Origin of the sequence: Rhodococcus sp. NBC_00297 (assembly GCF_036173065.1) — a bacterium.
Taxonomy (GTDB): Bacteria; Actinomycetota; Actinomycetes; order Mycobacteriales; family Mycobacteriaceae; genus Rhodococcoides.
In genome coordinates this window covers 2,447,593-2,469,746 of sequence record NZ_CP108041.1, presented here as the reverse complement: position 1 = coordinate 2,469,746, position 22,154 = coordinate 2,447,593, and the positions used below count along the sequence as shown (strand labels likewise).

Below are 22,154 nucleotides of genomic sequence, written 5' to 3'. Positions count from 1 at the left end.
CCCCGCACACCCCACGTCCACCGATTCCGGAGCGTCCATGACCGTCACCCGCCCGTTCGAGTCCGAGCGTTCCACCGTGCGGAACGGTGACGTCGAGCTCGCCGTGTACACCGCCGGCGTGTCCGACGGCCCCACTCTCGTGCTGGTGCACGGGTGGCCCGACAACCACACCCTCTGGAACCACGTCGTCGGACTGCTCGCCGACCGCTACCGCGTCGTCACCTACGACTCACGCGGCGCCGGTGACTCCACGGTCCCCGCACAGACCCGCGGGTACCGACTCGACGCGATGGCCTCCGATCTGCGAGCGGTGATCGACGCGGTCAGTCCCGACGCCCCGGTCCACGTGCTCGGTCACGACTGGGGCGCGGTGGAGGCCTGGGAGCTCGTCGCCGAAGCCGATGCGCCGCTCCGCATCTCGTCCTACACGTCCGTGTCGGGACCCAACCTCGACCACCTCGCACTGTGGGCCCGCTCGCGACTCCGCAGGCCCACACCGCGCAACCTGGCACAGGTGTTCGCCCAGACGAGAGCGTCCTGGTACACGGTCACCTTCCACGTCCCGCCGTTGGCTCGGGTGCGGATGTACCGCATGAAGCGCAAGGGCTGGACCCAGTTCATCGGCGAGTTCTCCGACGTCCCCGCCGCGATGGTGGAGGAGTCACCGACACTTCTCGACGACGCGTGGAACGGCCTGCGCATCTATCGAGCAAATCTTCTGCCGCGCTTCACCTCGCCGCGGCGTCGCTACGTCACCGTGCCCGTGCATCTGATCGTCAACACCCGTGACGCGGCGGTGCGTCCGTTCCACTACGAGGACACGCCGCGCTGGGTGGCCGACCTGTCGCGAACCGATCTCGATGCAGGACACTGGTCGCCGCTGTCGCATCCTTGGGACATCGCGCGCATCACGTCCGAGTTCGTCGACGGCATCGAGTCGCGGCGTCAGACCGCGTCGACGTAGACCCAGGCTCCATCGACGCGGGAGAACGTGCTGTTCTCCCGCTGCGAACCCGGTCGCCGGGCACCCGCGTCACGGAAGTGAGCCACGAACTCGACCGTGCCCGTGGTGTGCAGCATGCCGCCTCCGGTGGTGCCCAGGATCTCGAGCCCGGTCCACCGGCGGCGGTCGTCGAGGTCGAGCGCCGACGGTCGAGTATCGGGATGCCATGTGCGCAGCAGATACTCGGCGTCGAGCACCGTGAAGGCGGTGTACCGCGAGCGCATGAGCCGCTCGGCGGTCGGCACACCGATCCGTCCCTCGAGCAAGGGTCCACAGCACTCGGACGTCGGTAGGGGAGTGCCGCACGGGCAGGTGTCGGGCATGGCTGTAGACCCTACGGCCCTCGCAGCGAGTCGAGATGTGCCGCCAGCTCCGCCTCGGCCCACGCGCGGTTCTCGTCGTGTGGCGCGTGGACCAGGTGCAGCGCGAGTCCGTCCAGGAATGCATGAAGTCGACGCGCCTCGTCGGGTACCCGGTCGGACAGTGACGCGTAGTCGGTGTCGTTCTCGGCGAGCAGGTTCACCAGTCGCCTGCACCCCGCGGCCAGGTACTGGTGCGCCCGGTCGTAGGCGACGCGCATCGCGGCGTTCGTGAAGGCGAGAGCGCCCAGCGACATCTGCACCTCCATCTCGAGACGACTCTCGTCGGTGAGCGGCAACAACTCTCGCAGGCTCGCCTCGCAGTACTCGCGGGGTGACAGCTGCGGGTCGATGCGCTCCAGGCGTTCGACGACGCGTTCGGCTGCGTGTTCGAGGCAGAACGCTCGCAGGTCGTCCTGAGTGGGAAAGGAGCGACGGAGGGAGGCCGTCGCCAGCCCGGCCTCCTCGGCCACGTTGCGCACCGACAGATCGAGCAGGCCGTCTCGACCGATGATGCGCCAGGCGGCGTCGGCGACGTCGCGTCGCCGCTGGTCGTGATCGATCAGTTTCGGCACTCCCTGAATGTACACAGTTGTGCTACTTTGTTGTGAACACGATCGTACCAACAAGGAGCGCTCATGGTTCTGGCAGTCATCGTCGCGTGCGAGATCGGATTCTGGGTGGCCATCGCCGCCGGCCTCACGCTCCGGTACGGCGCACGGCGCCCTCGTGCCGGTGCCGTGGTTCTGGCCTGCGCCCCGGTCGTCGATCTCGTCCTGCTCTGCGCCACCGTCATCGACCTGCGGTCGGGCAGTACCGCCACGTGGCATCACGCGCTGGCCGCTGCCTACATCGGCTTCTCGATCGCATACGGACACCGCATGATTCGCTGGGCAGACGTGCGAGTGGCCCACCACTTCCGCGGCGGGCCCGCGCCGGTTCGTCTCCACGGCGCTGCCTATGCGAGAGCGTGCTGGGCGGACGTGGTCAGAACCCTGATCGCCGTGGCCGTCACCGTCGGGCTGCTCGCCGGCCTCGTCGCGCTGGTCGGGTCTCCCGAGCGAACCGAGGCGCTGACGGCCTTTATGCCCGTGCCCCTCGTCGTGCTCGCCGTCGACGTCGTCGCCGCGATCACCTACACGGTGTGGCCACGACAGCCTCGACGGCGGGACATGGACGGTCGAGTCAGTTCGGCAGCATCCCGAGTCTCGTGACGGCCTCGCGCTCGGCCTGCAGTTCCGCGACGGATGCGTCGATACGGCGCCGGGAGAACTCGCCGATCTCGAGGCCCTCCACGATCTGCCAGGCGCCGCCGGAGGACCGCACGGGGAACGAGGACACCAGTCCCTCGGGCACGCCGTACGCACCCGTCGACGGGAGTGCGACGGATGTCCAGTCGTCGGCGGGAGTGCCCAGGACCCAGTCGCGCACATGATCGATGGTGGCGTTCGCCGCGGAGGCAGCGGACGACGCACCGCGCGCCTCGATGATCGCGGTACCGCGGCGCGCCACCGTCGGCACGAAGACGTCCTCGAGCCAGGTGGTGTCCGCGGCGAACTCGGCGCCCGACCGGTCACCGACTCGCGCGTGGAAGATGTCCGGGTACTGCGTGGCGGAATGGTTGCCCCAGATGCTGACCCGCGAGATCTCACCCACCGGGACGTCCGCACGAGCGGACAGTTGCGCGACGGCGCGGTTGTGATCGAGCCGGGTCAGCGCGGTGAACCGATCGGCGGGGATGCTGGGTGCGTGCGCCGCGGCGATGGCCGCGTTGGTGTTGGCGGGATTGCCCACGACGACCACCCGGATGTCGGACGCGGCGCCCGCCTCGAGAGCGGCGCCCTGCGGCCCGAAGATCGACCCGTTGGCCTCGAGCAGGTCGGCGCGCTCCATCCCCGCGGTACGAGGGCGAGCGCCGATCAGCAGCGCGACGTTCGCGCCGTCGAAGGCGTCGACCGGATCGTCGTGGATCTCCACCGACCGCAGCAGGGGGAACGCACTGTCGTGCAGTTCCATGGCCGTGCCCTCGGCTGCGCGCAGTGCCGGCGGGATCTCGAGAAGCCGCAATGTGACGGACGTGTCCGGACCGAGCATCGCACCCGATGCGATGCGGAACAGTGCCGCGTAGCCGATGCTGCCGGCCGCGCCTGTGACGGTGACGATGCTGTGCGCCATGTGAACTCCTTCGTTCCCCCTCGACCGTAGATCCGGCAGTCGACCGAGTGCACGGATGTGTGTCGGACTGCACCCGATCACCGTTCCATCGGGCTCTCTCTCGCTCTCTAGCGATGCGACTAGAAACATGAATATCGTCCTGCGCACGTCCGATTTGCCTGACCACCATTCCTCGTTCACAGTGACGCCATGACCCTGTCGGACAGTTGGGCCAGCAAACAGGCCACGGTGACGCGCGTGGGGGCGGCCGAGGCCGTCCTGCGCGAGCTGCGTTCGGCGATCGAGAGCGGCGAACTCGAGGTCGGCACCAAGCTCCCGTCCGAGGCCGCTCTCGCGACGCGCTTCGGTGTGAGCCGGTCGGTGGTCCGCGAGGCACTGCGCTCGACCACGGCTCTCGGACTGACGGAGACGCACACCGGCAAGGGAACGTTCGTCCTGGCGAAGACCGTCGAGACCGACAGAGTCTTCGGCAACCATTCCGTCGAGTCCCTGCGCGAGGCCCGCCCGCACATCGAGATTCCTGCCGCCGCACTCGCTGCCGAACGGCGGACTCCGGAGCAGATGGACGCGATCCGCAGCCTGTTGAATCGGATGATCGCCGAGAACGATCCCAAGGAGTGGGTCCGTCTCGACGCGGAGTTCCATCTGCTCATCGCGACCGCGAGCGGCAACGACGTCTTCGCCGCCGTCATCACCGAGATCCGCGAGGCCCTGTCGCAGCAGTCCGAGATGGTGAACCTGCTGCCCGACCGTCGGCACCGGTCCAACGTCGAGCACGAGAGCATCGTCGACGCCATCGACTCGGGGTCCGGCGAGGCCGCGTCCGAGGCGATGAGCCGACACCTGACGCACGTGCAGGACGCACTCGGCCAGCTTCGCGGCCGATGACTCCCGTGGTCCGGACCCACCCTCGGCATCACTTAGAATGAGCAGGTCACAGCGCCGTACAGGCTCGCCCACCAGCACGTCGGGAAGGTCCACCATCACACAGCCGCCAGCCCTGCAGAACGTCGAGACGCCCGATGTCTACCTCGTCCCGCCCGACAGCGGCGAGATCGAACGGGCGCGCGTCGCGTCCGCGGCGTCCCGACATCGGTTGACCGAGCGCTCCGACATCGTGTGGGTCAAGGACAAGTTCGCACTGTCCATCACCACCACGACGCCCCACGAGGCGATGGTGGAGGACCTCCTGTTCGTCCGCGATGTGCTGGACGCGACCGCGATCGAGTACCTGCTCGTCCGCGGCAACGACGAGCGGCCCGTCATCGCCATCGACAGGCACGACAGGCCGACGTTGCGCGACGCCCTGGTCGCGGCCTGCGCGGACGAGCCGTTCTACTCCAAGCCGATGGACGTCAAGGGATCCCCGGCCCTGCTCATCGCGGACGGGCTCCTGGCGTCGGCCACGCAGGCGCGGATCTTCCGGTTGTTCCGCCCTCGTGCGCACCGCCCGAGCGGGCTCTTCTACGGATCCGGCAAGGGCATCCAGATCGAACTGTGGGAGTTCTCGGACGACACGATCGTTCTCCCCGTCGAGAACTCGCTGACCCGACGCACCATCCGTCAGGACGAGGCGGTTCGTGGCACGGTCGAGCGCTTCGGCCGACACTGGCCGACCATCGAGAACATGTTCGCCGACCACGCGTCGGACATCGACTTCGACATCGACCTGATCTTCTCCTGGGTCGACGGCACCGACGTGGAGTGGCAGGCGGAACGCGCGGCGATGCTGCGTGAGGTCGTCGTGGGCGAGGGCGACGATCACGAGGCCCGCTTCCGCCAGATCGACGAACTCAAGTACGCACTGCGCTCGGTACACCTGTACGCGCCGTGGATCCGGCGCATCTTCGTCGTCACCGACTCACCGAAGCCGGGGTGGCTCGACGACCATCCCGACGTCACGTTCGTGCGCAGCGAGGAGTTCTTCACCGACACCTCCGTGCTGCCCACCTACAACTCGCAGGCCGTGGAATGCCAGCTCCACCACATCGACGGTCTCGCCGAGCACTTCCTGTACTCGAACGACGACATGTTCTTCGGCCGCCCGGTCGGTCCCCAGATGTTCTTCTCACCCGGCGGCATCAGCATGTTCGTCGAGGCGGGAACCCGAATCGGACTGGGCGCCAACGACGAGCAGCGCAGCGGATTCGAGAACGCCGCGCGGGTCAACCGTCGCCTGCTCCACGACCGATTCGGTCGCATCACCACGCGCCACCTCGAGCACGCTCCCGTGCCGCTCCGGCGCAGTGTGATGTTCGAGCTCGAGAAGGAGTTCCCCGACGAGTTCGCGGCCACGGCCGCCAGTCGGTTCCGCGCGAGCTCCAACATCTCGGTGACCAACTCGCTGTACCACTACTACGCCCTGCTCACCGGCCGCGCCGTGGTGCAGACGCAGGCCTCGGTCAAGTACGTCGACACGACGATGCGCAGTGGACTGCGGGACATGGACCGCCTACTCGCGAAGCGGTCAATGGACTTCTTCTGCCTCAACGACGGCAGCTTCCCCGAGATCGACGCCGACGAGCGCGCAGCGGCGGTGACGACGTTCCTGAGCACCTACTTCCCGGTCCCGGCGCCCTGGGAACACGCCGTCACACCGGTCGGCTGATCGCCACAGCTACGACTGCCGGCTGATCGCCACAGCTACGACTGCCGGCTGATCGCCTTCTGGGGAGCGTCGGCGATGACGACGCCGGCATCGTGCAGGCGCTGGGCGGCCTCGTCGGCCGACACGTAGGTGCCGACGGTGTCGCCCGTCCCGATGGGCACCACCGAGTGGACCACCGTGTCCTGGTACAGATGCACCAGGTTGTAGGCCTGCGCCCCGTCGCGCCCGCGTTGCGCACCCACCGGGACGTTGAGGTCCTGGGTGTAGCAGGTGGCCGACGCCACCGACACCGGGATTCCGGCGAAGGTGGCGGACGTGGAGTAGTGCAGGTGGCCCGCGAGGATCGCCCGCACGTCGCTGCCGGCGAGCACCTCCGCGAGCGAGTCCTGGTCGCGGAGTTCCACCAACACCGCGAGATCTTGCACGCAGGGAACCGGCGGATGGTGCAGCGCGAGCACTGTGCCGTCCGGCGCCGGCATCGCCAGTTCTGCTGCGAGCCACCGCAACTGTTCCGCGGAGATCTGGCCGTAGTGGTGGCCGGGGACGGTCGAGTCCAACGTGATGACTCGCAGCCCACCGATGTCGTAGACCCTGTCCACGGGCTCGGTCGATCCGCGCTCGTCGAGCAGGCCGCGACGGAACGCCGCTCGGTCGTCGTGGTTGCCCATCGCCCAGATCACCTCGGCCCCCAGGGCTGCGGCGACCGGATCGACCAGCGCGCGCAACGAGTCGTATGCGTCGGGCTCGCCCTTGTCCGCGAGATCACCCGTGAACACCAGAGCCTCCGGCCGGGCACCCGTCGCCTCGAGCTCCGCGAAGATCTGGCGAAGACGCGCCTCGCTGTCGACCGCGTCGTACAACTCGCCGGCGCCGACCAGGTGCGTGTCACTGATGTGCAGGAGGAAATGGTCCGGCCGTGGATGCTCGGCGGTGCGCCAGGTCTGCTCGACTGGCTCCATGAGTTCTCGCTTCCCAGTGCTCCCGGATCGGAGCTCGGTCACCCTGTGTGTACCGGGCTCGTCCACCCTAACCACAGGAGGTGTCGAGCCGCCGAACGCCGGGCGACACGGGGTTGACGGCATACCGTAGGGGGGTATGGTAGTTCTCATGACCACGAAGACTGTCACCGTCGTCGGAATGACCTGCCAGCACTGCGTCTCAGCGGTGACGGAGGAGGTGAGCGCCCTGCAGGGAGTCACCTCGGTCCACGTCGACCTCGAGTCCGGACGCGTCGATGTCGAGTCCGACACACCTGTCGACGACGCTGCCCTCGCAACCGCGGTGGACGAGGCCGGGTACGAGCTGGCTCAGCCGTGACCACCGGGGAGAAGGCCGCGAACATCCAGCTCGACATCGGCGGCATGACCTGTGCGTCGTGCGCCAACCGCATCGAGAAGAAGCTCAACCGCCTCGACGGTGTGACCGCGACGGTCAACTACGCCACCGAGAAGGCGAGCATCGCCACGGACGCGACCGTCGAGACCGGGGACCTCATCGGCACCGTCGAGAAGGCCGGCTACACAGCGACCGTGCACGAACCGCACCGACCGGCCGGCCCTCCCGCAGCCGAGTCCGATGCCGCCGCAGCCGAGTCCGATCCCCTGCGCACGCGTCTGCTCGTGTCGACGCTGCTGTCCGTTCCCGTCATCGCGATGGCGATGATTCCGCCGCTGCAGTTCGACAACTGGCAGTGGCTCTCGCTCACCCTCGCCGCGCCCGTCGTCGTGTGGGGCGGACTGCCGTTCCACCGCGCCGCCGTCACCACTGCGCGGCACGGCGCGACCACCATGGACACGCTCGTGTCGGTGGGCACGCTGGCCGCCTTCGGCTGGTCGCTGTACGCGCTCTTCTTCGGCCACGCGGGCATGCCCGGCATGCGCCACGCCTTCGAGTTCACCGTCTCGCGTGGCGACGGCAGCGCGAACATCTATCTCGAGGCGGCGGCCGGCGTCACGACGTTCCTGCTCGCCGGTCGGTATCTGGAAGCGCGGTCCAAGCGCAGCGCCGGCGCCGCTCTGCGTGCGTTGCTCGAGGTCGGCTCCAGGAACGCGACCGTGCTGCGCAACGGCAGTGAGGTCAGCGTGCCCGCCGACGAGCTCGTGGTCGGAGACCGCATCGTCGTCAGGCCGGGCGAGAAGATCGCCGCCGACGGCACCGTCGAGAGCGGCACGTCCGCCGTCGACGCCTCGATGATCTCCGGTGAGTCCATCCCCGTGGAGGTCGGTCCGGGCGCCATGGTCACAGGCGGGACCGTCAACGTGGGTGGCGCGCTCACCGTCGTCGCCGACCGCGTGGGCGCGGACACGCAGCTCGCGCGCATGGCCCGCATCGTGGAGGACGCGCAGAACGGCAAGGCCGAGGCGCAGCGCCTGGCCGACCGCATCTCGGGCGTCTTCGTCCCCGTCGTGATCGGTCTCGCCCTGGCCACCCTGCTGGGCTGGGTCCTCGTCAGCGGCAGCTGGTCCGCCGCGTTCACCGCATCCGTCGCGGTCCTCATCATCGCGTGCCCGTGCGCGCTGGGCCTGGCCACTCCGACAGCCCTGATGGTGGGCACCGGACGCGGCGCCCAACTCGGCGTCCTCATCAAGGGACCCGAGGTGCTCGAGCGCACCCGCCGCGTGAACACCATCGTGCTGGACAAGACGGGCACCATCACCAGTGGTGTCATGAGCGTGCAGTCCGTCGTGGGAGACGCTCGCGACGACGCGCTGCGGTTCGCCGCGGCGGCGGAGTCCGGTTCCGAGCACCCGGTCGCCCGCGCGATCGTCGACGCGTACCGGACCGCGCACGGAGAGCCCGTCGCCGCCACCGACTTCACCACCACGGCGGGACGCGGTGTCACCGCGACGGTCGACGGCCACCGCGTGGTCGTCGGACGCCCCGGCCTGGTGGGCGGCGCACTGCCCAGCGCTCTGCAGACGGCCTTCGAGGACGCCGAGGCCACCGGGGCCACCGCGGTGGTCGTCGGGTGGGACGACGAGGCCCGCGCCGTCATCGCGGTCTCCGACACCGTGAAGGAGACGTCCGCGCAGGCGGTCTCGGAGCTCCGCGCACTGGGTCTCGACCCGATCATGCTCACCGGTGACAACGAGTCCGCAGCCCGCACGGTGGCCGCCTCGGTCGGTATCGACACCGTCATCGCCGGTGTGCTGCCGGAGCAGAAGGTGGACGCGATCCGCGAGCTGCAGGCGTCGGGCAAGGTCGTCGCCATGGTCGGTGACGGCGTCAACGATGCTGCGGCACTGGCTACGTCGGACCTCGGACTCTCGATGGGCACGGGCACCGACGTCGCGATCGAGGCCGGCGACCTCACGCTGGTGCGGGGAGATCTGCGCGTCGCGGTCGACGCGGTGCGCCTCTCGCGCGCAACCCTCCGCACCATCAAGGTCAATCTCTTCTGGGCCTTCGCCTACAACGTCGCGGCGATCCCGCTCGCGGCCGCCGGACTGCTCAATCCCATGCTGGCCGGTGCCGCGATGGCGCTGTCGTCGGTCTTCGTCGTCACCAACAGCCTGCGGCTCCGATCCTTCCGGTCCTCGGTGGTGTGACTCAGCCTGCGAGCAAGGCTCGGACTCGGCCGTCACGCAGCCAGAGTCCGAGCCACGCGGCGATGCCGACGTAGATCGCGAAGAACACCGTGCTGACGAGTGGCTGGTCGGTGCGCCAGTTCGTGATCACCGCTCCACCGAGGTAGCCGGTCAACAGGACGGCACCCAGCGGCGCGGTCCGCGGAATCACGTACAGGGTCACGATCACGAGGCAGACGACGCCGATCTTCGGGGCCATGTCGACGGGGAGTCCGAGTTCGGCGGACGCGTCCTTCACGACGTCCAGGTTCAGCAGATGGATCACGGCGTCGAACAGCATGAAGACGACCACCAGCGCGCTGACGATCCATCCTGCTCGAACGGCTCCGCGGGACGGTGCGGTGGTGGTGGCGCGGGTGAGGTGTGTGGTCATGTGACTGTCGACCGCGTACGCCACGGAAACTCATCACGAAGCCCCGAAATTTTCCTCGGCGAGTCGTCCATGCGAGGACTATCCTCCTCGCATGACTGCGACGCAGGAGCTCGGCAACGACTTCATGACTCTCGCGGAACCGTACCGCCGCGAGCTCCTCGCGCACTGTTACCGCATGACCGGATCCATCCACGACGCGGAGGATCTGGTGCAGGACACCCTGGCCCGAGGGTGGAAGGGGTACGCGAACTTCAAGGGCGACTCGTCGCTGCGCACGTGGCTCTACCGCATCGCCACGAACACCTGCCTCACCTCGCTCGAGGGCCGCAAGCGCCGACCGATGCCGTCGGGGCTGGGTACGCCGTCGTCCGATCCGTCGGACGAGCTGGTCGAGCGCCACGAGATCGCGTGGCTCGAGCCGGCGCCGCCGTTCGGCGATCCGGTGGACGACGACCCGGCATCGCTGATCGGCTCGCGTGAATCGGTGCGGCTCGCGTTCGTGGCCGCGTTGCAGCATCTGTCCGCGCGGCAGCGAGCCGTCCTCGTACTCCGAGAGGTGTTGCAGTGGAGAGCATCCGAGGTGGCCGAACTGCTCGGCACCTCCACTGCTGCAGTCAACAGCCTGCTGCAACGTGCGCGCGGCCAGATCGAGGCGATCATGCCCGACGAGAACTCCGTGTCCGAGCCGGAGTCGCCGGAGACGCGAGAGTTGCTGCGACGCTACGTCGAGGGATTCGAGACGTACGACATCGACGGCATCGTGAAACTTTTCGCCGCAGAGGCTGTCTGGGAGATGCCGCCGTTCACCGGGTGGTACCGCGGCCCGGCCGACATCGGCGCCCTCATCTCGACGAAGTGTCCCGCGACCGGCCCCGAGTCGATGCGGATGATGGCGACCACCGCCAACGGGCAGCCGGCCTTCGGCCTCTACATGCTCGGAGAGGACGGGGTGCACCGCCCGTTCCAGCTGCACGTCCTCGAGATCATCGACGCCCGCGTCGCGCATGTGGCGTGCTTCTTCGATCTCACGCTGTTCGATCGGTTCGGACTGCCACCGGTGTACCCGGGCTGAGCCCGGGTCACCTGCCGCGGCTCACATGTCGGGAGGCGTGGCCTCGCCCGAGGCGACGGCCGGGTCCATCCAGGTCACTTCCCACACGTGACCGTCGAGGTCGCGGAACGACCGCCCGTACATGAAGCCGTGGTCCTGCGGATCCATCCAGTCACTGCCGCCCGCGGCGAGCGCCGCGTCGGCCATGGCGTCGACGGCCTCCTTGCTGTCGGCCGACACTGCCAACAGCATCTCGCGCGAGGTGGAGAGGTCCGCGACGTCGTCGCGGATGAAATCCTTGAAGCGCGGGACGTTCAGCAGCATCACGACGGCCTGCTCGTTGACGATCAGGCACGCGGTGTTCTCGTCGCTGAAGGTGTCGTTGAAAGAGAATCCCAGCGACGTGAAGAACGCGCGGCTCGCGGCGACGTCCTGGGCGAAGGTGTTGACGAAGATCATGCCGGACATGGTGTCTCCTGGTGTGGTGTCGTCGGCCCCGGCGTCAGGGCCACTCACCACTACCGACACCGCCCGGGCGGAAAAGTCATCGCGCGGGCGGCGTCGGTCGTGCGGCGTCAGGCCGCGGTGGCGTGCAGGTGCTGCTCGGCGAGCAGGCGGTAGGAGAGCAGTCGCTCGTCGGTGTCGTCGATACCGCTGGCGACGATGACCTCGTCGGCCCGGGCGTGCGCGGCGAAACGATCGATGTAGTCCGACGCCTCCGCCGGCGTTCCGACGGCCGAGTACTTCACCATTCCCTGAATCTGTCGGCCAGCGGGCGAGTCCATGATCATGTCGACCTCCTCCTCGGAGAAGGAACGGCCGCGTCCCACCATCTGCACCACCCGGCGCCGCAGACCGGCCGTGAACAGCTCGTGCGCGCGAGCGGACGTCGGTGCGACCGTCGCGTTGACGGCGGCGATGACGTAGGGCTCGGCGAGCTGTGCGGACGGCTGGAACGTGTCCCGATAGACGGCCACGGCCTCCTCGAGCGAGTCGGGAGAGAAGTGCGACGCGTTGGCATACGGAAGGCCGAGATGTGCTGCGAGCTGAGCACCGAAGAGCGAGGATCCCAGAATGTAGAGCGGCACATCGGTTCCCGCGCCCGGCACTGCCTGCACTCCCGGAACCCGACTCGAACCCGACAGGTAGCCCTGGAGTTCGAGAACGTCCTGCGGGAAGGAATCGGCCGACGACGGGTCACGGCGCAGAGCACGCATGGTGGTCTGATCGGATCCCGGCGCTCTGCCGAGACCGAGATCGATACGGTCCGGATGGAGTGTGGCCAGCGTTCCGAATTGCTCGGCAATGGTCAGCGGAGAATGGTTAGGCAACATCACTCCACCCGATCCGAGGCGAATGGACGAGGTGTGCGCGGCCACGTGTGCGATGAGGACCGACGTCGCCGAGGACGCGATGGAGGGCATGTTGTGGTGCTCCGCGTACCAGACTCGCCGATATCCGCTCTCCTCCGCGAGGCGGGCCAACGCGACACTGGCATCGAAACTGCTTCGAGGAGTTTCACCCTCGCCGACCTGTGCGAGATCGAGTACGGACAGTGGTACGGCCACGTGCGTTCACCCTTTCGAGAAAAAGAAGACTTCTCAGGTGCGAACGCCCGCCCGGCGGAGAATATTTCCCGAGCCGCGTGACCTCGAACGACCGAACCGTGCGGTATCGAAGGACCGGCACGAGTACACGACATCGAACCGGAATTGGCGGTGACTCGCTAATCGGGCTTCGAGATGGATAAACTCTGGCGGAAGAACCGCGATGGTGGTCGGACCCACGAGTCGACGACGGCTCGATGAATCCATGTCCGGTTCGGTCGGGGAACTCATCATCGAAAGGAACCACAGCGTCATGGCGAAACAGGTCTTCGTGGAATTGGTCGACGATATCGACGGCGCACCCATCAAATCGGGTAAAGGGGAGACCATCGGTTTCTCGGTCGACGGTGTGGAGTACGAGATCGATCTCGGTGTGAAGAATGCCAAGGAGTTCCGCAAGCAACTCGATTACTGGGCCGAGCACGCCACGAAGGTGTCGTCACGTGGCAAGAAGGCCACGGCGAAGAAGGCGACCGGAACGGCGACGCAGGTCGGCTCGTCTCCGCGAGATCCTCTGCAGACCAAAGCCATTCGCGAGTGGGCGAATCAGAACGGGTACACGGTCTCGAGCCGCGGACGTATTCCGGCCGAGGTCGAAGAGGCGTACAACTCTGCCCAGTGACGTCAGGGCAGTAGTGATGTCATGACCGCAGTGCGCGCCGGCGCTGCAGCATCCACCGTCCGGCCGACCCTGCCGACAGAACCCCGATTCCGACCACCACCGCCGCCGCGGGCAGTGTGACCGCCAGCAGGACGCAGCCGCAGAGCCCGAGCATCTGCAGTGCCCGCGGCCACCGGCGATCGGAACCGGTCTGCGTGAATGCCGCGGCATTGGCCACGGCGTAATAGACGAGAACTCCGAACGACGAGAATCCGATCGCGTTCCGCACGTCGAGCGTGAGAACCACGACGACCACCACGGCGGCCACGGTGATCTCCGCGGCGCGCGGAACCGAGCGGCGCTCGTCGACGTGCGCGAGGTATCGCGGCATGTCCCCTTCCCGCGCCATCGCCATCGTGGTGCGGCCGATCCCCGCGATCAGTCCCAGCAGGGCTCCGAGAGCCGCGGCCGATGCCCCGACGCGCACCACCGGGCCCGCCCAGTGTGCCCCGACCGCGTCCATTGCCGCGGCCACCGGAGCCGTCGAGCGCGCGAGTGCGTCCGCCCCGAGAACGTGCAGCAGCATCACTGCGACGGCCGCGTAGATCACGACCGCGCACGCGAGGGCGCCGACCACGGCGCGCGGGATGGTGCGCGCCGGGTCCCGCACCTCCTCTCCGAGCGTCGCGATGCGCGCGTACCCGGCGAAGGCGAAGAACAGGATCCCCGCGGACTGCAGAACGCCCACCGGACCCGAGGTCGCCGAGAACCCGGCGCCCGTCACGGTGGACGAGCCGGTCGCACCGATGATCAGTGCCGCGACGAGCACGACGAGCACCACCGCCACGAGCACGCGCGTGACCGACGCGGTGCGGGTGATGCCCAGGCAGTTGACCGCCGCCAGCGCCACCACCGCGATCACGGCGAGCGCCCGTGCGTGCTCGGGCCACGCGTACGCGCCGAACGTCAGGGCCATGGCGGCACAACTCGCGGTCTTGCCGACCACGAAGCTCCAGCCCGCCAGGAAGCCCCACCGGTCACCGAGTCGCGCTCGCCCGTAGGCGTAGGCGCCGCCGGACGTGGGGTGCACCGCGGCGAGCTGGGCAGTCGACGTCGCGTTGCAGAACGCCACGACGGCGGCGACGGCGAGCCCGACCAGCAGCCCGCCACCCGCGGCCGCCGCGGCCGGGCCGAAGGCGGAGAACACCCCGGCGCCGACCATCGACCCCACGCCGATGACGACGGCGTCGCGCGTGCTCAGTCGTCGTTGCAGCGGCATCGACGAAGCATAGGGACACCCGGTGAACGCCGAACGGAAACACCGCCACTTCGATGAATCATGATTAACCGAAATCGGGGAAACCGCAGACGGGCGGCCGTCCCATGGATTAGCGTCGCGGAGGTACCCGAGCCTCGAGGAGCGACTTTGTCACCGCAGACTTCCTACTCGTCCGGCCCGACCGACACGCCGCTGCTCGACGAGACGATCGGGCGGAACTTCGATCGCACCGCCGCGCGGGTGGGCTCGTCGGACGCTCTCGTGGACGTCGCGTCCGGTCGCCGGTGGACGTACGACGAGTTGCGATCCGACGTCGACGATCTCGCCCGCGGCCTGCTCGCGCGCGGAATCCGTCGCGGGGATCGCGTGGGGATCTGGGCACCGAACTGCCCGGAGTGGACCATCGTCCAGTACGCCACCGCGAAGATCGGCGCGGTGCTGGTGACCATCAACCCTGCCTACCGTGCGCACGAGCTGCAGTACGTGCTCGACCAGTCCGGCGCCACCATGCTGGTGGCGGTCCGAGCGCACGGCACCTCGGACTACGCCTCGATGATCGACGCCGTGCGCGGCGAGTGCACCGATCTGGCCCACGTCGTGTACATCGGCACCGACGACTGGAGCGACCTCGTCACCGACGGTGAGTCCGTCGATGTGGACGAACTCGACCGGCGCAGTGCCGAACTCGGTCCCGACGACGCCATCAACATCCAGTACACCTCCGGCACCACGGGATTCCCCAAGGGCGCGACGCTGAGCCACCGCAACATCCTGAACAACGGCTACTTCGTCGGCGAACTCTGCCATTACACCGAGGCGGACAGTGTCTGCATTCCCGTGCCGTTCTATCACTGCTTCGGGATGGTGATGGGAAACCTCGCCTGCACCTCGCACGGTTCGACCATGGTGATCCCGGGACCGTCGTTCGATCCGGCAGCGACACTGGCCGCGGTCTCCGCCGAGCGGTGCACCTCGCTCTACGGAGTTCCCACCATGTTCATCGCGGAACTGGCCGTTCCCGACCTGGCGGAGCACGATCTTCGGTCGCTGCGCACGGGCATCATGGCCGGATCACCCTGTCCCACCGAGGTGATGAAGCAGGTCATCGACGTCATGGGAATGGCGGAGGTCTCCATCTGTTACGGGATGACCGAGACGTCTCCGGTGTCACTGCAGACCCGCTCCGACGACACGATCGAGCAGCGCGTGTCCACGGTCGGACGAGTCGGACCGCATCTCGAGGTGAAGATCGTCGACCCCGTCACCGGGGAGACGGTTCCCCGCGGAGAGCCCGGTGAACTGTGCACACGGGGGTACTCCGTGATGCTCGGTTACTGGGACGACCCCGAGAAGACCGCCGAGGCACTCGATTCCGAGCACTGGATGCACACGGGCGACATCGGCACCATGGACGACGACGGCTACGTCGCCATCACCGGGCGCATCAAGGACATGGTGATCCGCGGCGGCGAGAACATCTACCCCCGTGAGATCGAGGAGTTCCTGTACTCCCACCCCGACATCCTGGACGCCCAGGTCATCGGTGTGCCCGACGACAAGTACGGCGAGGAACTGATGGCCTGCGTCCGTCTGCGTGAGGGCGCGGCGGCCATGACCGTCGACGATCTCCGGGCCTACTGCGACGGCCGCATCGCGCGATACAAGATCCCGCGCTACCTGCGCGTCATGGATGCCTTCCCCATGACCGTGACCGGCAAGATCCGCAAGATCGAACTACGCGAGGAAGCCACGCGCCTGCTGGATTGACGGAACGGCTGGGTCGATCGAACGGCTGGGGTGATCAGGCTGCGTGGAACAGCATGGTCTCGGCGGTGAGTCCGGGGCCGAACGCCATCGCGCATCCCGACCCGGTGTCACCCCGCTCGAGCATGTCCGCGAGCACGAACAGCACGGTGGCCGACGACATGTTGCCGTAGTTCTCGAGCACGCGGCGCGACGACGTCAGAGCGTCTGCGTCGAGGTGCAGCGCGCCCTCCACCGCGTCGAGGATCGAGCGACCACCGGGATGCACGGCCCACAGGTCGATCGACGACGTCTCCGCCCCCGAGAGCACCGTCTTCATCGTGGTCTCGTCCAACGCGCGTGACAACGAGCCCGGCACCTTGCCGGAGAGCACCATGTCGAACCCCATGCCGCCGATGCGCCAGGTGATGAGGTCGCGGGAGTCCTCGATCATGAGGGCCTGGAAGGAGTCCATGGCCAGACCGGTGGACTCGGCAGTGACCAGCACGGCCGCGGCGCCGTCGCCGAACACCAGGAACGACAGCATCGTCTCGAGATCGTCGGTCTGCTGCATGTGCAGCGAGCACAGTTCGACGCTGACCACGAGCACCTTCGCGGCGGGCTCGGAGCGCACGATGTGGTGGGCGAGCTTGAGACCGTTGATGCCGGCGAAGCAGCCCATGAAACCGACCTGGGTGCGCTCTGCCGTGGTGGGCACGCCGCACTGCTTCATGATCTCGAAATCGATTCCCGGAGTGTAGAACCCGGTACATGTCAGGACGATGAGATGGGTGATGTCCCCTGCCGCGTCGCCGAGGCCGAGCCCGTCGACGGCACGAACGGCGAGTCCGGGAGCGGTGCGCTCGAACTCCTGCATCCGCGCCTGCGTGTCGACGGCGTTGGGATCGTCGCCGTAGAAACTGGCGATGGACGGGAACGCGGACCACCGGTGCGAGATCTGCGCGCGATCCGCCATGCGGCGGAACAGCAATTGCTTACGTCGCAGCGTGAACGTGCTGTCGGCGTAGGCGACGAAGTCGTCGTGGACGTCGTGCTCGGGAACGGCGGTCGAGATGGCATTGATGTATGCGGTCGTCACAGGTGCCTCTCGTGAAGGTGGGGGCTCGACAGGTCGAGTTCCCCCTGACCACCGCAGTCAACCACCGAGCGGGGCCGCGCGTCGGACAGAATGACCGTCATGAGAATCGAGGACCGTTCCTGGGTGGAGAACGCGCTGCGCATCGTCGAGGCCGACGCGAACCGCAGCGCGGACACTCATCTGCATCCCTTCCCACTGCCGGCCGAGTGGGGCATCGATCTCTACCTCAAGGACGAGTCGGTCCACCCCACCGGATCGCTCAAGCATCGGCTCGCGCGGTCGCTCTTCCTCTTCGGCCTGGCCAACGGGGACATCGGGCCCCGCACCACGCTCGTCGAGGCGTCGTCCGGGTCGACCGCCGTGTCGGAGGCGTACTTCGCCCGGCTCATCGGCCTCGAGTTCGTCGCGGTCATGCCGGCCACCACCAGCCCGACGAAGATCGCGCTGATCGAGCGCTACGGCGGCATCTGTCGCCTCGTCGAGCACTCGGGTGCCGTGTACGACGTCGCGGAGGAACTGGGTGCGCAGAAGGACTGGCTGTATCTCGACCAGTTCACCAATGCGTCGGTGGTCACCGACTGGCGCGGCAACAACAGCATCGCCGCCTCCATCTTCGATCAGATGGCCCTCGAACGGTTCCCCGTCCCCACCTGGGTGGTGGTCGGCGCCGGCACCGGTGGCACCAGCGCGACCATCGGCCGGTACTGCCGCTACCGGCGCGTGCCCACCCGGGTGTGCGTCGTCGACCCCGAGGGATCCGCGTTCTTCGAGGCGTGGCGCGACGACACCCGCGACGCCGTCGGCACCGGATCGCGCATCGAGGGAATCGGTCGGCCCCGCGTCGAGCCGTCGTTCGTCCCCGCCGTCATCGAGCACATGGTGCAGATCCCCGACGCCGCCTCGGTGGCGGCCGTCCGCATGCTCGACCAGGTGACGGGCCTGCACGCCGGTGGATCGACCGGGACCAACCTCGTCGGCGCGTTCCGGTTGGCAGCGGACATGAAGGCTCGCGGAGAGCAGGGGAGCATCGTCACGCTGCTGTGCGACGGGGGAGAGCGCTACGAGGGCACCTACTACGACGACGCCTGGGTGAGAAGCCACGGCATGAACCTCGACGCACACCGCGCCTGCATCGACCACTTCCTCGCGACAGGCGTCTGGTCGGAATCCGTGTGATGACCCTCTACTCGGAGCTGCCCGCCCGCCGGACCCGCCAGGTGGTCGCCGACGTGGTGGTCGCGGTGTGGACCGTGGTCTGGATCCGGGTGGGCCTGGCGCTGCACGACGCGGTGATGGCGTTGGCGGCGCCCGGACGCGAGATCGCCGACGCCGGAAGCGGACTGGAGAACAACCTCCGGTCCGCGGGCGAACGGGTGTCCGCCGTCCCACTCATCGGTGACGACGTCCGCACACCGTTCGACCGGGCCGGGGACGCCGGCGCCGCACTGCGCGGCGCAGGTGAGGCGCAGGTCGCGGCGGTCGAGGCGCTGGCGTCGTTCCTCGGTGTCACCGTCGCCCTGCTCCCCATCGTCGCGCTGCTGCTCCTGTGGCTCCCGCGGCGGATCCGCTTCGCCCGGCAGGCCACCGCCGCGGCGGCGCTGCTCCGGTCCGGCGCCGACCTCGACCTCTTCGCGCTGCGTGCTCTCGCGCGGCGACCGCTGACGGAACTGACGCACATCCATCCCGATCCCGCCGGCGCCTGGCGCGCGGGCGACCCCGCCGTGGTCCGCTCGCTCGCGGCGCTCGAACTGGCGGCGGTAGGGATGCGTGCACCCGGTCCCGACCTTTCGACGTCCGACGGCGCCACGGCCGTTTACGCTGAGTCCATGGCCGAGAAGACGACGACGAACGACTCCACCGACGAGCCCAAGGGCGGTCGACCCGGACCCGCCGATCAGGGCGGCGCCGGCGGTATGGCGACGCGGGAGAACGCACCCGACGTCGCGGAGTCGGAAGCATCGAACGACGCCGACTAGGACTGCGCGCATGTCGACACGCCGACTCGTCGTCGCAGTGGCGGCTGCCGCCGCCGCGAGCACTCTGTCCGCCGCTCCCGCGACCGCCGCGCCGGCACCCGGTGCGTATGTCGCGCTGGGAGATTCGTTCTCCGCCGGCAGCGGAATCGCACCGCAGACACCGTCCGGGATCTGCGGCCGGTCCGCGGTGAACTATCCCACGCTCGTCGCTCGCGAACTCGGCATCGACACGGTGCGCGACGTGACGTGCGGCGCCGCGGAGAGCGAGAACCTCGCGGGACCGCAGACCGGGCTCGGCGGCGGAGTCGCCGCACCGCAGTTCGACGCGCTCGGTCCGGACACCACGCTCGTCACCCTGGGAATCGGCGGCAACGACATCCAGTTGGTTCAGCTCGCGGCGGGCTGTATCAGCGTGCTCCCGGCTCCTCTGACGCCGTCGTGCTCCGATCGTCCGGACACCTACAGCGACCGTATCGACGCCTTCGCCGCGACGTACGACACGATCCTCGACGAGATCGCCCGCCGGGCGCCGGCCGCGCAGGTGGTGATGGTCGGGTATCCCACCGGCATCCGGCCCGGTGGCTGCCTCGACTCGCAGCCCGTGCGGCCCGCGGACGCGACCTACCTACAGGCCCGCATCGATCAGCTCAACTCGGTGATGAGTCGCGCCGCCGCCGCGCACGACGACACGTTCGTCGACCTCGCGCCGACCACCCGTGACCACGACGTGTGTGCGGCCGACAGCTGGATGGTCGGCGCGGTGCCGACGTCTCCGGACGCGGTGGTGCCGCTGCACCCCACGGCGGAAAGTCACGAGAACACCGCGCGCGAGATCGTGGCTGCACTGCGCTGACGCACGGTGCACGACCGACTGCCTCGCTCGACCGCCGCCGTTGGTCATCGTGCTCACTCGGTCGGCCGTCTCTTGCGCACTGTGCGGCGTGGTGATTGTGTGACCTGACACACAGCGTTTACGAGTGCACTCACGAGGAGCATCCGCCATGTCCACGGTCAAGACATTCCTGCTGCCGGACCTCGGCGAGGGGCTCGCCGACGCCGAGCTGCTCACCTGGTCGGTCGACGTCGGCGACACCATCACGCTCAACCAGACCATCGCCGAGGTCGAGACCGCGAAGGCGTCCGTCGAACTGCCGTCTCCCTATGCCGGCGTGGTCGTGGCGCGGCACGCCGAGGAGGGCACCACCATCGACGTGGGCGCACCGTTCCTCGACATCGAGGTGGCGGGTCCGGCGACGACCGGTCCGGCCTCGCCCGAGACCGCCGACGAGGCGGCAGCCGACGCGCGTCCCGAGCCGTCGGTCGAGAAGGCGGAGTCCGAGACGGTCGGGGCCGCGCCGACGCGGACGCCCGTCCTCGTCGGCTACGGCGTCGCGGAGGAGACATCGAGTCGTCGGCCCCTGGCCGCGCCGCAGGTACGCAAGGAAGCGCGTGAGCGCGGTATCGACCTCGCGACCGTGGCCCCGACGGGACCGCACGGCAACGTGACCCGCGACGACCTGGCCGTCTCCTCCGCGCCGCACGCGGACGAGGAGCGCACGCCGATCAAGGGCGTCCGCAAGCACACCGCCGAGGCCATGGTGCGCAGCGCGTTCACCGCGCCGCACGTCACCGAGTTCGTCACCGTCGACGTCACACCGATGATGGAGTTGCTCGACGAGCTGAAGGCGAGCCCACTGCTGGCCGGCGTCCGCGTGACGCCGCTCGCTCTCGTCGCGAAGGCCCTGCTCATCGCCGTCCGGGAGCACCCGAGCCTCAACTCGTCGTGGGACGAGGCGGCGAACGAGATCGTCACCAAGAAGTACGTGAACCTCGGTATCGCCGCGGCGACACCGCGCGGGCTGATGGTTCCCAACATCAAGAACGCGCAGACCCTCGGATTCCGCGACCTGTGCTCGTCACTGTCCGCGCTCACCGCCGTCGCCAAGGAGGGGAAGACCGGTCCGGCGGAGCTCGCCGACGGGACCATCACGATCACCAACATCGGCGTGTTCGGCATCGATTCGGGCACCCCGATCCTCACGCCCGGCGAGGCCGCCATCCTGTGCTTCGGGGCCGTCCGGCGTCAGCCGTGGGAGTACCGCGGGGAGATCGCGCTGCGACACGTCACGACCCTTAGTCTATCGTTCGACCACCGGCTCGTCGACGGCGAACAGGGCTCCAAGTTCCTGTCCACCGTCGCGACCCTGCTCTCGGATCCGGTGGGGTTCGCGGCCCTGGGATAGTGGTGCGGTGACCAGCATCCATCACGCCACCGTTCGAGACGTCGATCCCGTTGCGCTGTACCGCGTCCTGCAGTTGCGCACCGAGGTGTTCATTCACGAGCAGGGCATCGTCGGCGAGCAGGAGATCGACGGGCGCGATCTCGAACCCACGACCACCTTGTTCTGGTCGGAGGAGCCGAACGGCGACGTGCTCGCGACACTGCGGGTGTTGCAGGACGAGGTGCCGGCCCACATCGGCCGCGTCGCCACGGCGTCGGCGGCACGCGGACGCGGGCTGGCCGCCGACCTGGTGCGGGCGGCGATCGAGTTCGCGGGCACCGACGTCGCGATCTCCGCCCAGGCCTACCTGGAGGAGTGGTACGTGCGCCTCGGCTTCGTGCGCACCGGGCCGAACTATCTGGAGGCAGGAATAGACCACCTGCCGATGCTGCTGACCCGTACCTGACACCA

At 68.4% G+C, this 22,154-nt stretch carries 23 protein-coding genes; 14 read left to right on the top strand and 9 right to left on the bottom strand.

The features are described from left to right. The first annotated feature begins 37 nt into the window (after positions 1-37). The gene (locus tag OG947_RS11790) at positions 38-964 is read left to right on the top strand and encodes an alpha/beta fold hydrolase (protein WP_222646409.1); all 927 of its coding nucleotides are present in this window, start codon (positions 38-40) and stop codon (positions 962-964) included. Here OG947_RS11790 and OG947_RS11785 read toward each other — a convergent pair. Continuing rightward, a complete protein-coding gene (locus OG947_RS11785; protein ID WP_328811906.1) occupies positions 946-1,326 on the bottom strand; it encodes a YchJ family protein in 381 nt (126 codons plus the stop codon). The genes OG947_RS11790 and OG947_RS11785 overlap by 19 nt on opposite strands. Positions 1,327-1,337: 11 nt before the next feature. Beyond that, positions 1,338-1,937 carry a TetR/AcrR family transcriptional regulator gene (locus tag OG947_RS11780; protein ID WP_027506062.1) on the bottom strand — a complete coding sequence of 200 codons (600 nt, stop codon included), beginning with the start codon at positions 1,935-1,937 and terminating at the stop codon, positions 1,338-1,340. Positions 1,938-2,000: 63 nt separating this feature from the next. Here OG947_RS11780 and OG947_RS11775 point away from each other — a divergent pair, with 63 nt between their 5' ends. Continuing rightward, complete coding sequence (locus tag OG947_RS11775; RefSeq protein ID WP_027506061.1) at positions 2,001-2,576, top strand: hypothetical protein; 576 nt, start codon at positions 2,001-2,003, stop codon at positions 2,574-2,576. On the opposite strand, the gene OG947_RS11770 is transcribed toward OG947_RS11775, so the two are convergent. Further along, on the bottom strand, positions 2,548-3,537 hold the full coding sequence (locus OG947_RS11770) for a malate dehydrogenase (protein WP_027506060.1): 990 nt from the start codon (positions 3,535-3,537) through the stop codon (positions 2,548-2,550). The genes OG947_RS11775 and OG947_RS11770 overlap by 29 nt on opposite strands. A gap of 189 nt (positions 3,538-3,726) precedes the next feature. Between OG947_RS11770 and OG947_RS11765 the strand changes: the two genes are divergently transcribed. Continuing rightward, positions 3,727-4,425: a FadR/GntR family transcriptional regulator gene (locus OG947_RS11765; RefSeq protein ID WP_027506059.1), complete on the top strand. Its 699-nt coding sequence runs from the start codon at positions 3,727-3,729 to the stop codon at positions 4,423-4,425. Positions 4,426-4,711: 286 nt separating this feature from the next. Next, positions 4,712-6,145 (top strand): stealth family protein, encoded by a 1,434-nt coding sequence (locus OG947_RS11760; protein ID WP_373425307.1) that lies wholly within the window; start codon positions 4,712-4,714, stop codon positions 6,143-6,145. 35 nt (positions 6,146-6,180) lie between these two features. Here OG947_RS11760 and OG947_RS11755 read toward each other — a convergent pair whose 3' ends face one another. Continuing rightward, positions 6,181-7,104 (bottom strand): phosphodiesterase, encoded by a 924-nt coding sequence (locus tag OG947_RS11755; RefSeq protein WP_328811905.1) that lies wholly within the window; start codon positions 7,102-7,104, stop codon positions 6,181-6,183. Positions 7,105-7,252: 148 nt separating this feature from the next. Between OG947_RS11755 and OG947_RS11750 the strand changes: the two genes are divergently transcribed. Together OG947_RS11750 and OG947_RS11745 are read left to right on the top strand one after the other, a co-directional pair. Further along, entirely contained in the window at positions 7,253-7,462 is a 210-nt protein-coding gene (locus OG947_RS11750) for a heavy-metal-associated domain-containing protein (protein WP_328811904.1), read from the top strand. Then, positions 7,459-9,693: a heavy metal translocating P-type ATPase gene (locus OG947_RS11745; protein WP_328811903.1), complete on the top strand. Its 2,235-nt coding sequence runs from the start codon at positions 7,459-7,461 to the stop codon at positions 9,691-9,693. The genes OG947_RS11750 and OG947_RS11745 overlap by 4 nt, the downstream gene beginning before the upstream one ends. 1 nt (position 9,694) lies before the next feature. Here the strand turns inward: OG947_RS11745 and OG947_RS11740 are convergent, their stop codons facing one another. Then, positions 9,695-10,105 carry a DoxX family protein gene (locus OG947_RS11740; protein ID WP_027506054.1) on the bottom strand — a complete coding sequence of 137 codons (411 nt, stop codon included), beginning with the start codon at positions 10,103-10,105 and terminating at the stop codon, positions 9,695-9,697. A 91-nt stretch (positions 10,106-10,196) separates the two neighbouring features. Between OG947_RS11740 and OG947_RS11735 the strand changes: the two genes are divergently transcribed. Then, complete coding sequence (locus OG947_RS11735; protein WP_328811902.1) at positions 10,197-11,177, top strand: sigma-70 family RNA polymerase sigma factor; 981 nt, start codon at positions 10,197-10,199, stop codon at positions 11,175-11,177. 21 nt (positions 11,178-11,198) lie between these two features. Here OG947_RS11735 and OG947_RS11730 read toward each other — a convergent pair whose 3' ends face one another. Both OG947_RS11730 and OG947_RS11725 read right to left on the bottom strand, forming a co-directional pair. Beyond that, on the bottom strand, positions 11,199-11,624 hold the full coding sequence (locus OG947_RS11730) for a VOC family protein (protein WP_328811901.1): 426 nt from the start codon (positions 11,622-11,624) through the stop codon (positions 11,199-11,201). A 107-nt stretch (positions 11,625-11,731) separates the two neighbouring features. After that, entirely contained in the window at positions 11,732-12,724 is a 993-nt protein-coding gene (locus OG947_RS11725; protein ID WP_027506051.1) for an LLM class flavin-dependent oxidoreductase, read from the bottom strand. A gap of 292 nt (positions 12,725-13,016) precedes the next feature. Here OG947_RS11725 and OG947_RS11720 point away from each other — a divergent pair, with 292 nt between their 5' ends. Further along, on the top strand, positions 13,017-13,385 hold the full coding sequence (locus tag OG947_RS11720; protein WP_222632680.1) for a histone-like nucleoid-structuring protein Lsr2: 369 nt from the start codon (positions 13,017-13,019) through the stop codon (positions 13,383-13,385). Positions 13,386-13,404: 19 nt separating this feature from the next. On the opposite strand, the gene OG947_RS11715 is transcribed toward OG947_RS11720, so the two are convergent. Then, positions 13,405-14,643: an APC family permease gene (locus OG947_RS11715; RefSeq protein WP_328811900.1), complete on the bottom strand. Its 1,239-nt coding sequence runs from the start codon at positions 14,641-14,643 to the stop codon at positions 13,405-13,407. 147 nt (positions 14,644-14,790) lie between these two features. Here OG947_RS11715 and OG947_RS11710 point away from each other — a divergent pair, with 147 nt between their 5' ends. Then, positions 14,791-16,410, top strand: a complete 1,620-nt coding sequence (locus OG947_RS11710; protein WP_328811898.1) for an AMP-binding protein — start codon at positions 14,791-14,793, stop codon at positions 16,408-16,410. A 34-nt stretch (positions 16,411-16,444) separates the two neighbouring features. Here the strand turns inward: OG947_RS11710 and OG947_RS11705 are convergent, their stop codons facing one another. Then, positions 16,445-17,485, bottom strand: a complete 1,041-nt coding sequence (locus tag OG947_RS11705; protein ID WP_222632342.1) for a type III polyketide synthase — start codon at positions 17,483-17,485, stop codon at positions 16,445-16,447. Between the two features lie 90 nt (positions 17,486-17,575). Between OG947_RS11705 and OG947_RS11700 the strand changes: the two genes are divergently transcribed. The 5 genes from OG947_RS11700 (at position 17,576) to OG947_RS11680 (ending at position 22,149) form a co-directional block, all read left to right on the top strand. Next, on the top strand, positions 17,576-18,661 hold the full coding sequence (locus OG947_RS11700) for a PLP-dependent cysteine synthase family protein (RefSeq protein WP_222632344.1): 1,086 nt from the start codon (positions 17,576-17,578) through the stop codon (positions 18,659-18,661). After that, complete coding sequence (locus OG947_RS11695; RefSeq protein ID WP_197027811.1) at positions 18,661-19,461, top strand: hypothetical protein; 801 nt, start codon at positions 18,661-18,663, stop codon at positions 19,459-19,461. The genes OG947_RS11700 and OG947_RS11695 overlap by 1 nt, the downstream gene beginning before the upstream one ends. A gap of 10 nt (positions 19,462-19,471) precedes the next feature. Then, positions 19,472-20,314, top strand: coding sequence for an SGNH/GDSL hydrolase family protein (locus tag OG947_RS11690; protein WP_328811897.1), 843 nt, complete (start codon positions 19,472-19,474; stop codon positions 20,312-20,314). A 148-nt stretch (positions 20,315-20,462) separates the two neighbouring features. After that, on the top strand, positions 20,463-21,704 hold the full coding sequence (locus tag OG947_RS11685) for a dihydrolipoamide acetyltransferase family protein (protein WP_328811896.1): 1,242 nt from the start codon (positions 20,463-20,465) through the stop codon (positions 21,702-21,704). A 7-nt stretch (positions 21,705-21,711) separates the two neighbouring features. Next, positions 21,712-22,149: a GNAT family N-acetyltransferase gene (locus OG947_RS11680; protein WP_027506044.1), complete on the top strand. Its 438-nt coding sequence runs from the start codon at positions 21,712-21,714 to the stop codon at positions 22,147-22,149. The last annotated feature ends 5 nt before the right edge of the window (positions 22,150-22,154 follow it).

Bases quoted from the DNA above. Each gene is read 5' to 3' on its own strand.
- OG947_RS11790 (WP_222646409.1), top strand. From the start codon at position 38: ATGACCGTCACCCGCCCGTTCGAGTCCGAGCGTTCCACCGTGCGGAAC.
- OG947_RS11785 (WP_328811906.1), bottom strand. From the start codon at position 1,326: ATGCCCGACACCTGCCCGTGCGGCACTCCCCTACCGACGTCCGAGTGC.
- OG947_RS11775 (WP_027506061.1), top strand. From the start codon at position 2,001: ATGGTTCTGGCAGTCATCGTCGCGTGCGAGATCGGATTCTGGGTGGCC.
- OG947_RS11770 (WP_027506060.1), bottom strand. From the start codon at position 3,537: ATGGCGCACAGCATCGTCACCGTCACAGGCGCGGCCGGCAGCATCGGC.
- OG947_RS11765 (WP_027506059.1), top strand. From the start codon at position 3,727: ATGACCCTGTCGGACAGTTGGGCCAGCAAACAGGCCACGGTGACGCGC.
- OG947_RS11760 (WP_373425307.1), top strand. From the start codon at position 4,712: ATGGTGGAGGACCTCCTGTTCGTCCGCGATGTGCTGGACGCGACCGCG.
- OG947_RS11755 (WP_328811905.1), bottom strand. From the start codon at position 7,104: ATGGAGCCAGTCGAGCAGACCTGGCGCACCGCCGAGCATCCACGGCCG.
- OG947_RS11750 (WP_328811904.1), top strand. From the start codon at position 7,253: ATGACCACGAAGACTGTCACCGTCGTCGGAATGACCTGCCAGCACTGC.
- OG947_RS11740 (WP_027506054.1), bottom strand. From the start codon at position 10,105: ATGACCACACACCTCACCCGCGCCACCACCACCGCACCGTCCCGCGGA.
- OG947_RS11735 (WP_328811902.1), top strand. From the start codon at position 10,197: ATGACTGCGACGCAGGAGCTCGGCAACGACTTCATGACTCTCGCGGAA.
- OG947_RS11730 (WP_328811901.1), bottom strand. From the start codon at position 11,624: ATGTCCGGCATGATCTTCGTCAACACCTTCGCCCAGGACGTCGCCGCG.
- OG947_RS11720 (WP_222632680.1), top strand. From the start codon at position 13,017: ATGGCGAAACAGGTCTTCGTGGAATTGGTCGACGATATCGACGGCGCA.
- OG947_RS11715 (WP_328811900.1), bottom strand. From the start codon at position 14,643: ATGCCGCTGCAACGACGACTGAGCACGCGCGACGCCGTCGTCATCGGC.
- OG947_RS11700 (WP_222632344.1), top strand. From the start codon at position 17,576: ATGACCGTCATGAGAATCGAGGACCGTTCCTGGGTGGAGAACGCGCTG.
- OG947_RS11695 (WP_197027811.1), top strand. From the start codon at position 18,661: ATGACCCTCTACTCGGAGCTGCCCGCCCGCCGGACCCGCCAGGTGGTC.
- OG947_RS11690 (WP_328811897.1), top strand. From the start codon at position 19,472: ATGTCGACACGCCGACTCGTCGTCGCAGTGGCGGCTGCCGCCGCCGCG.
- OG947_RS11685 (WP_328811896.1), top strand. From the start codon at position 20,463: ATGTCCACGGTCAAGACATTCCTGCTGCCGGACCTCGGCGAGGGGCTC.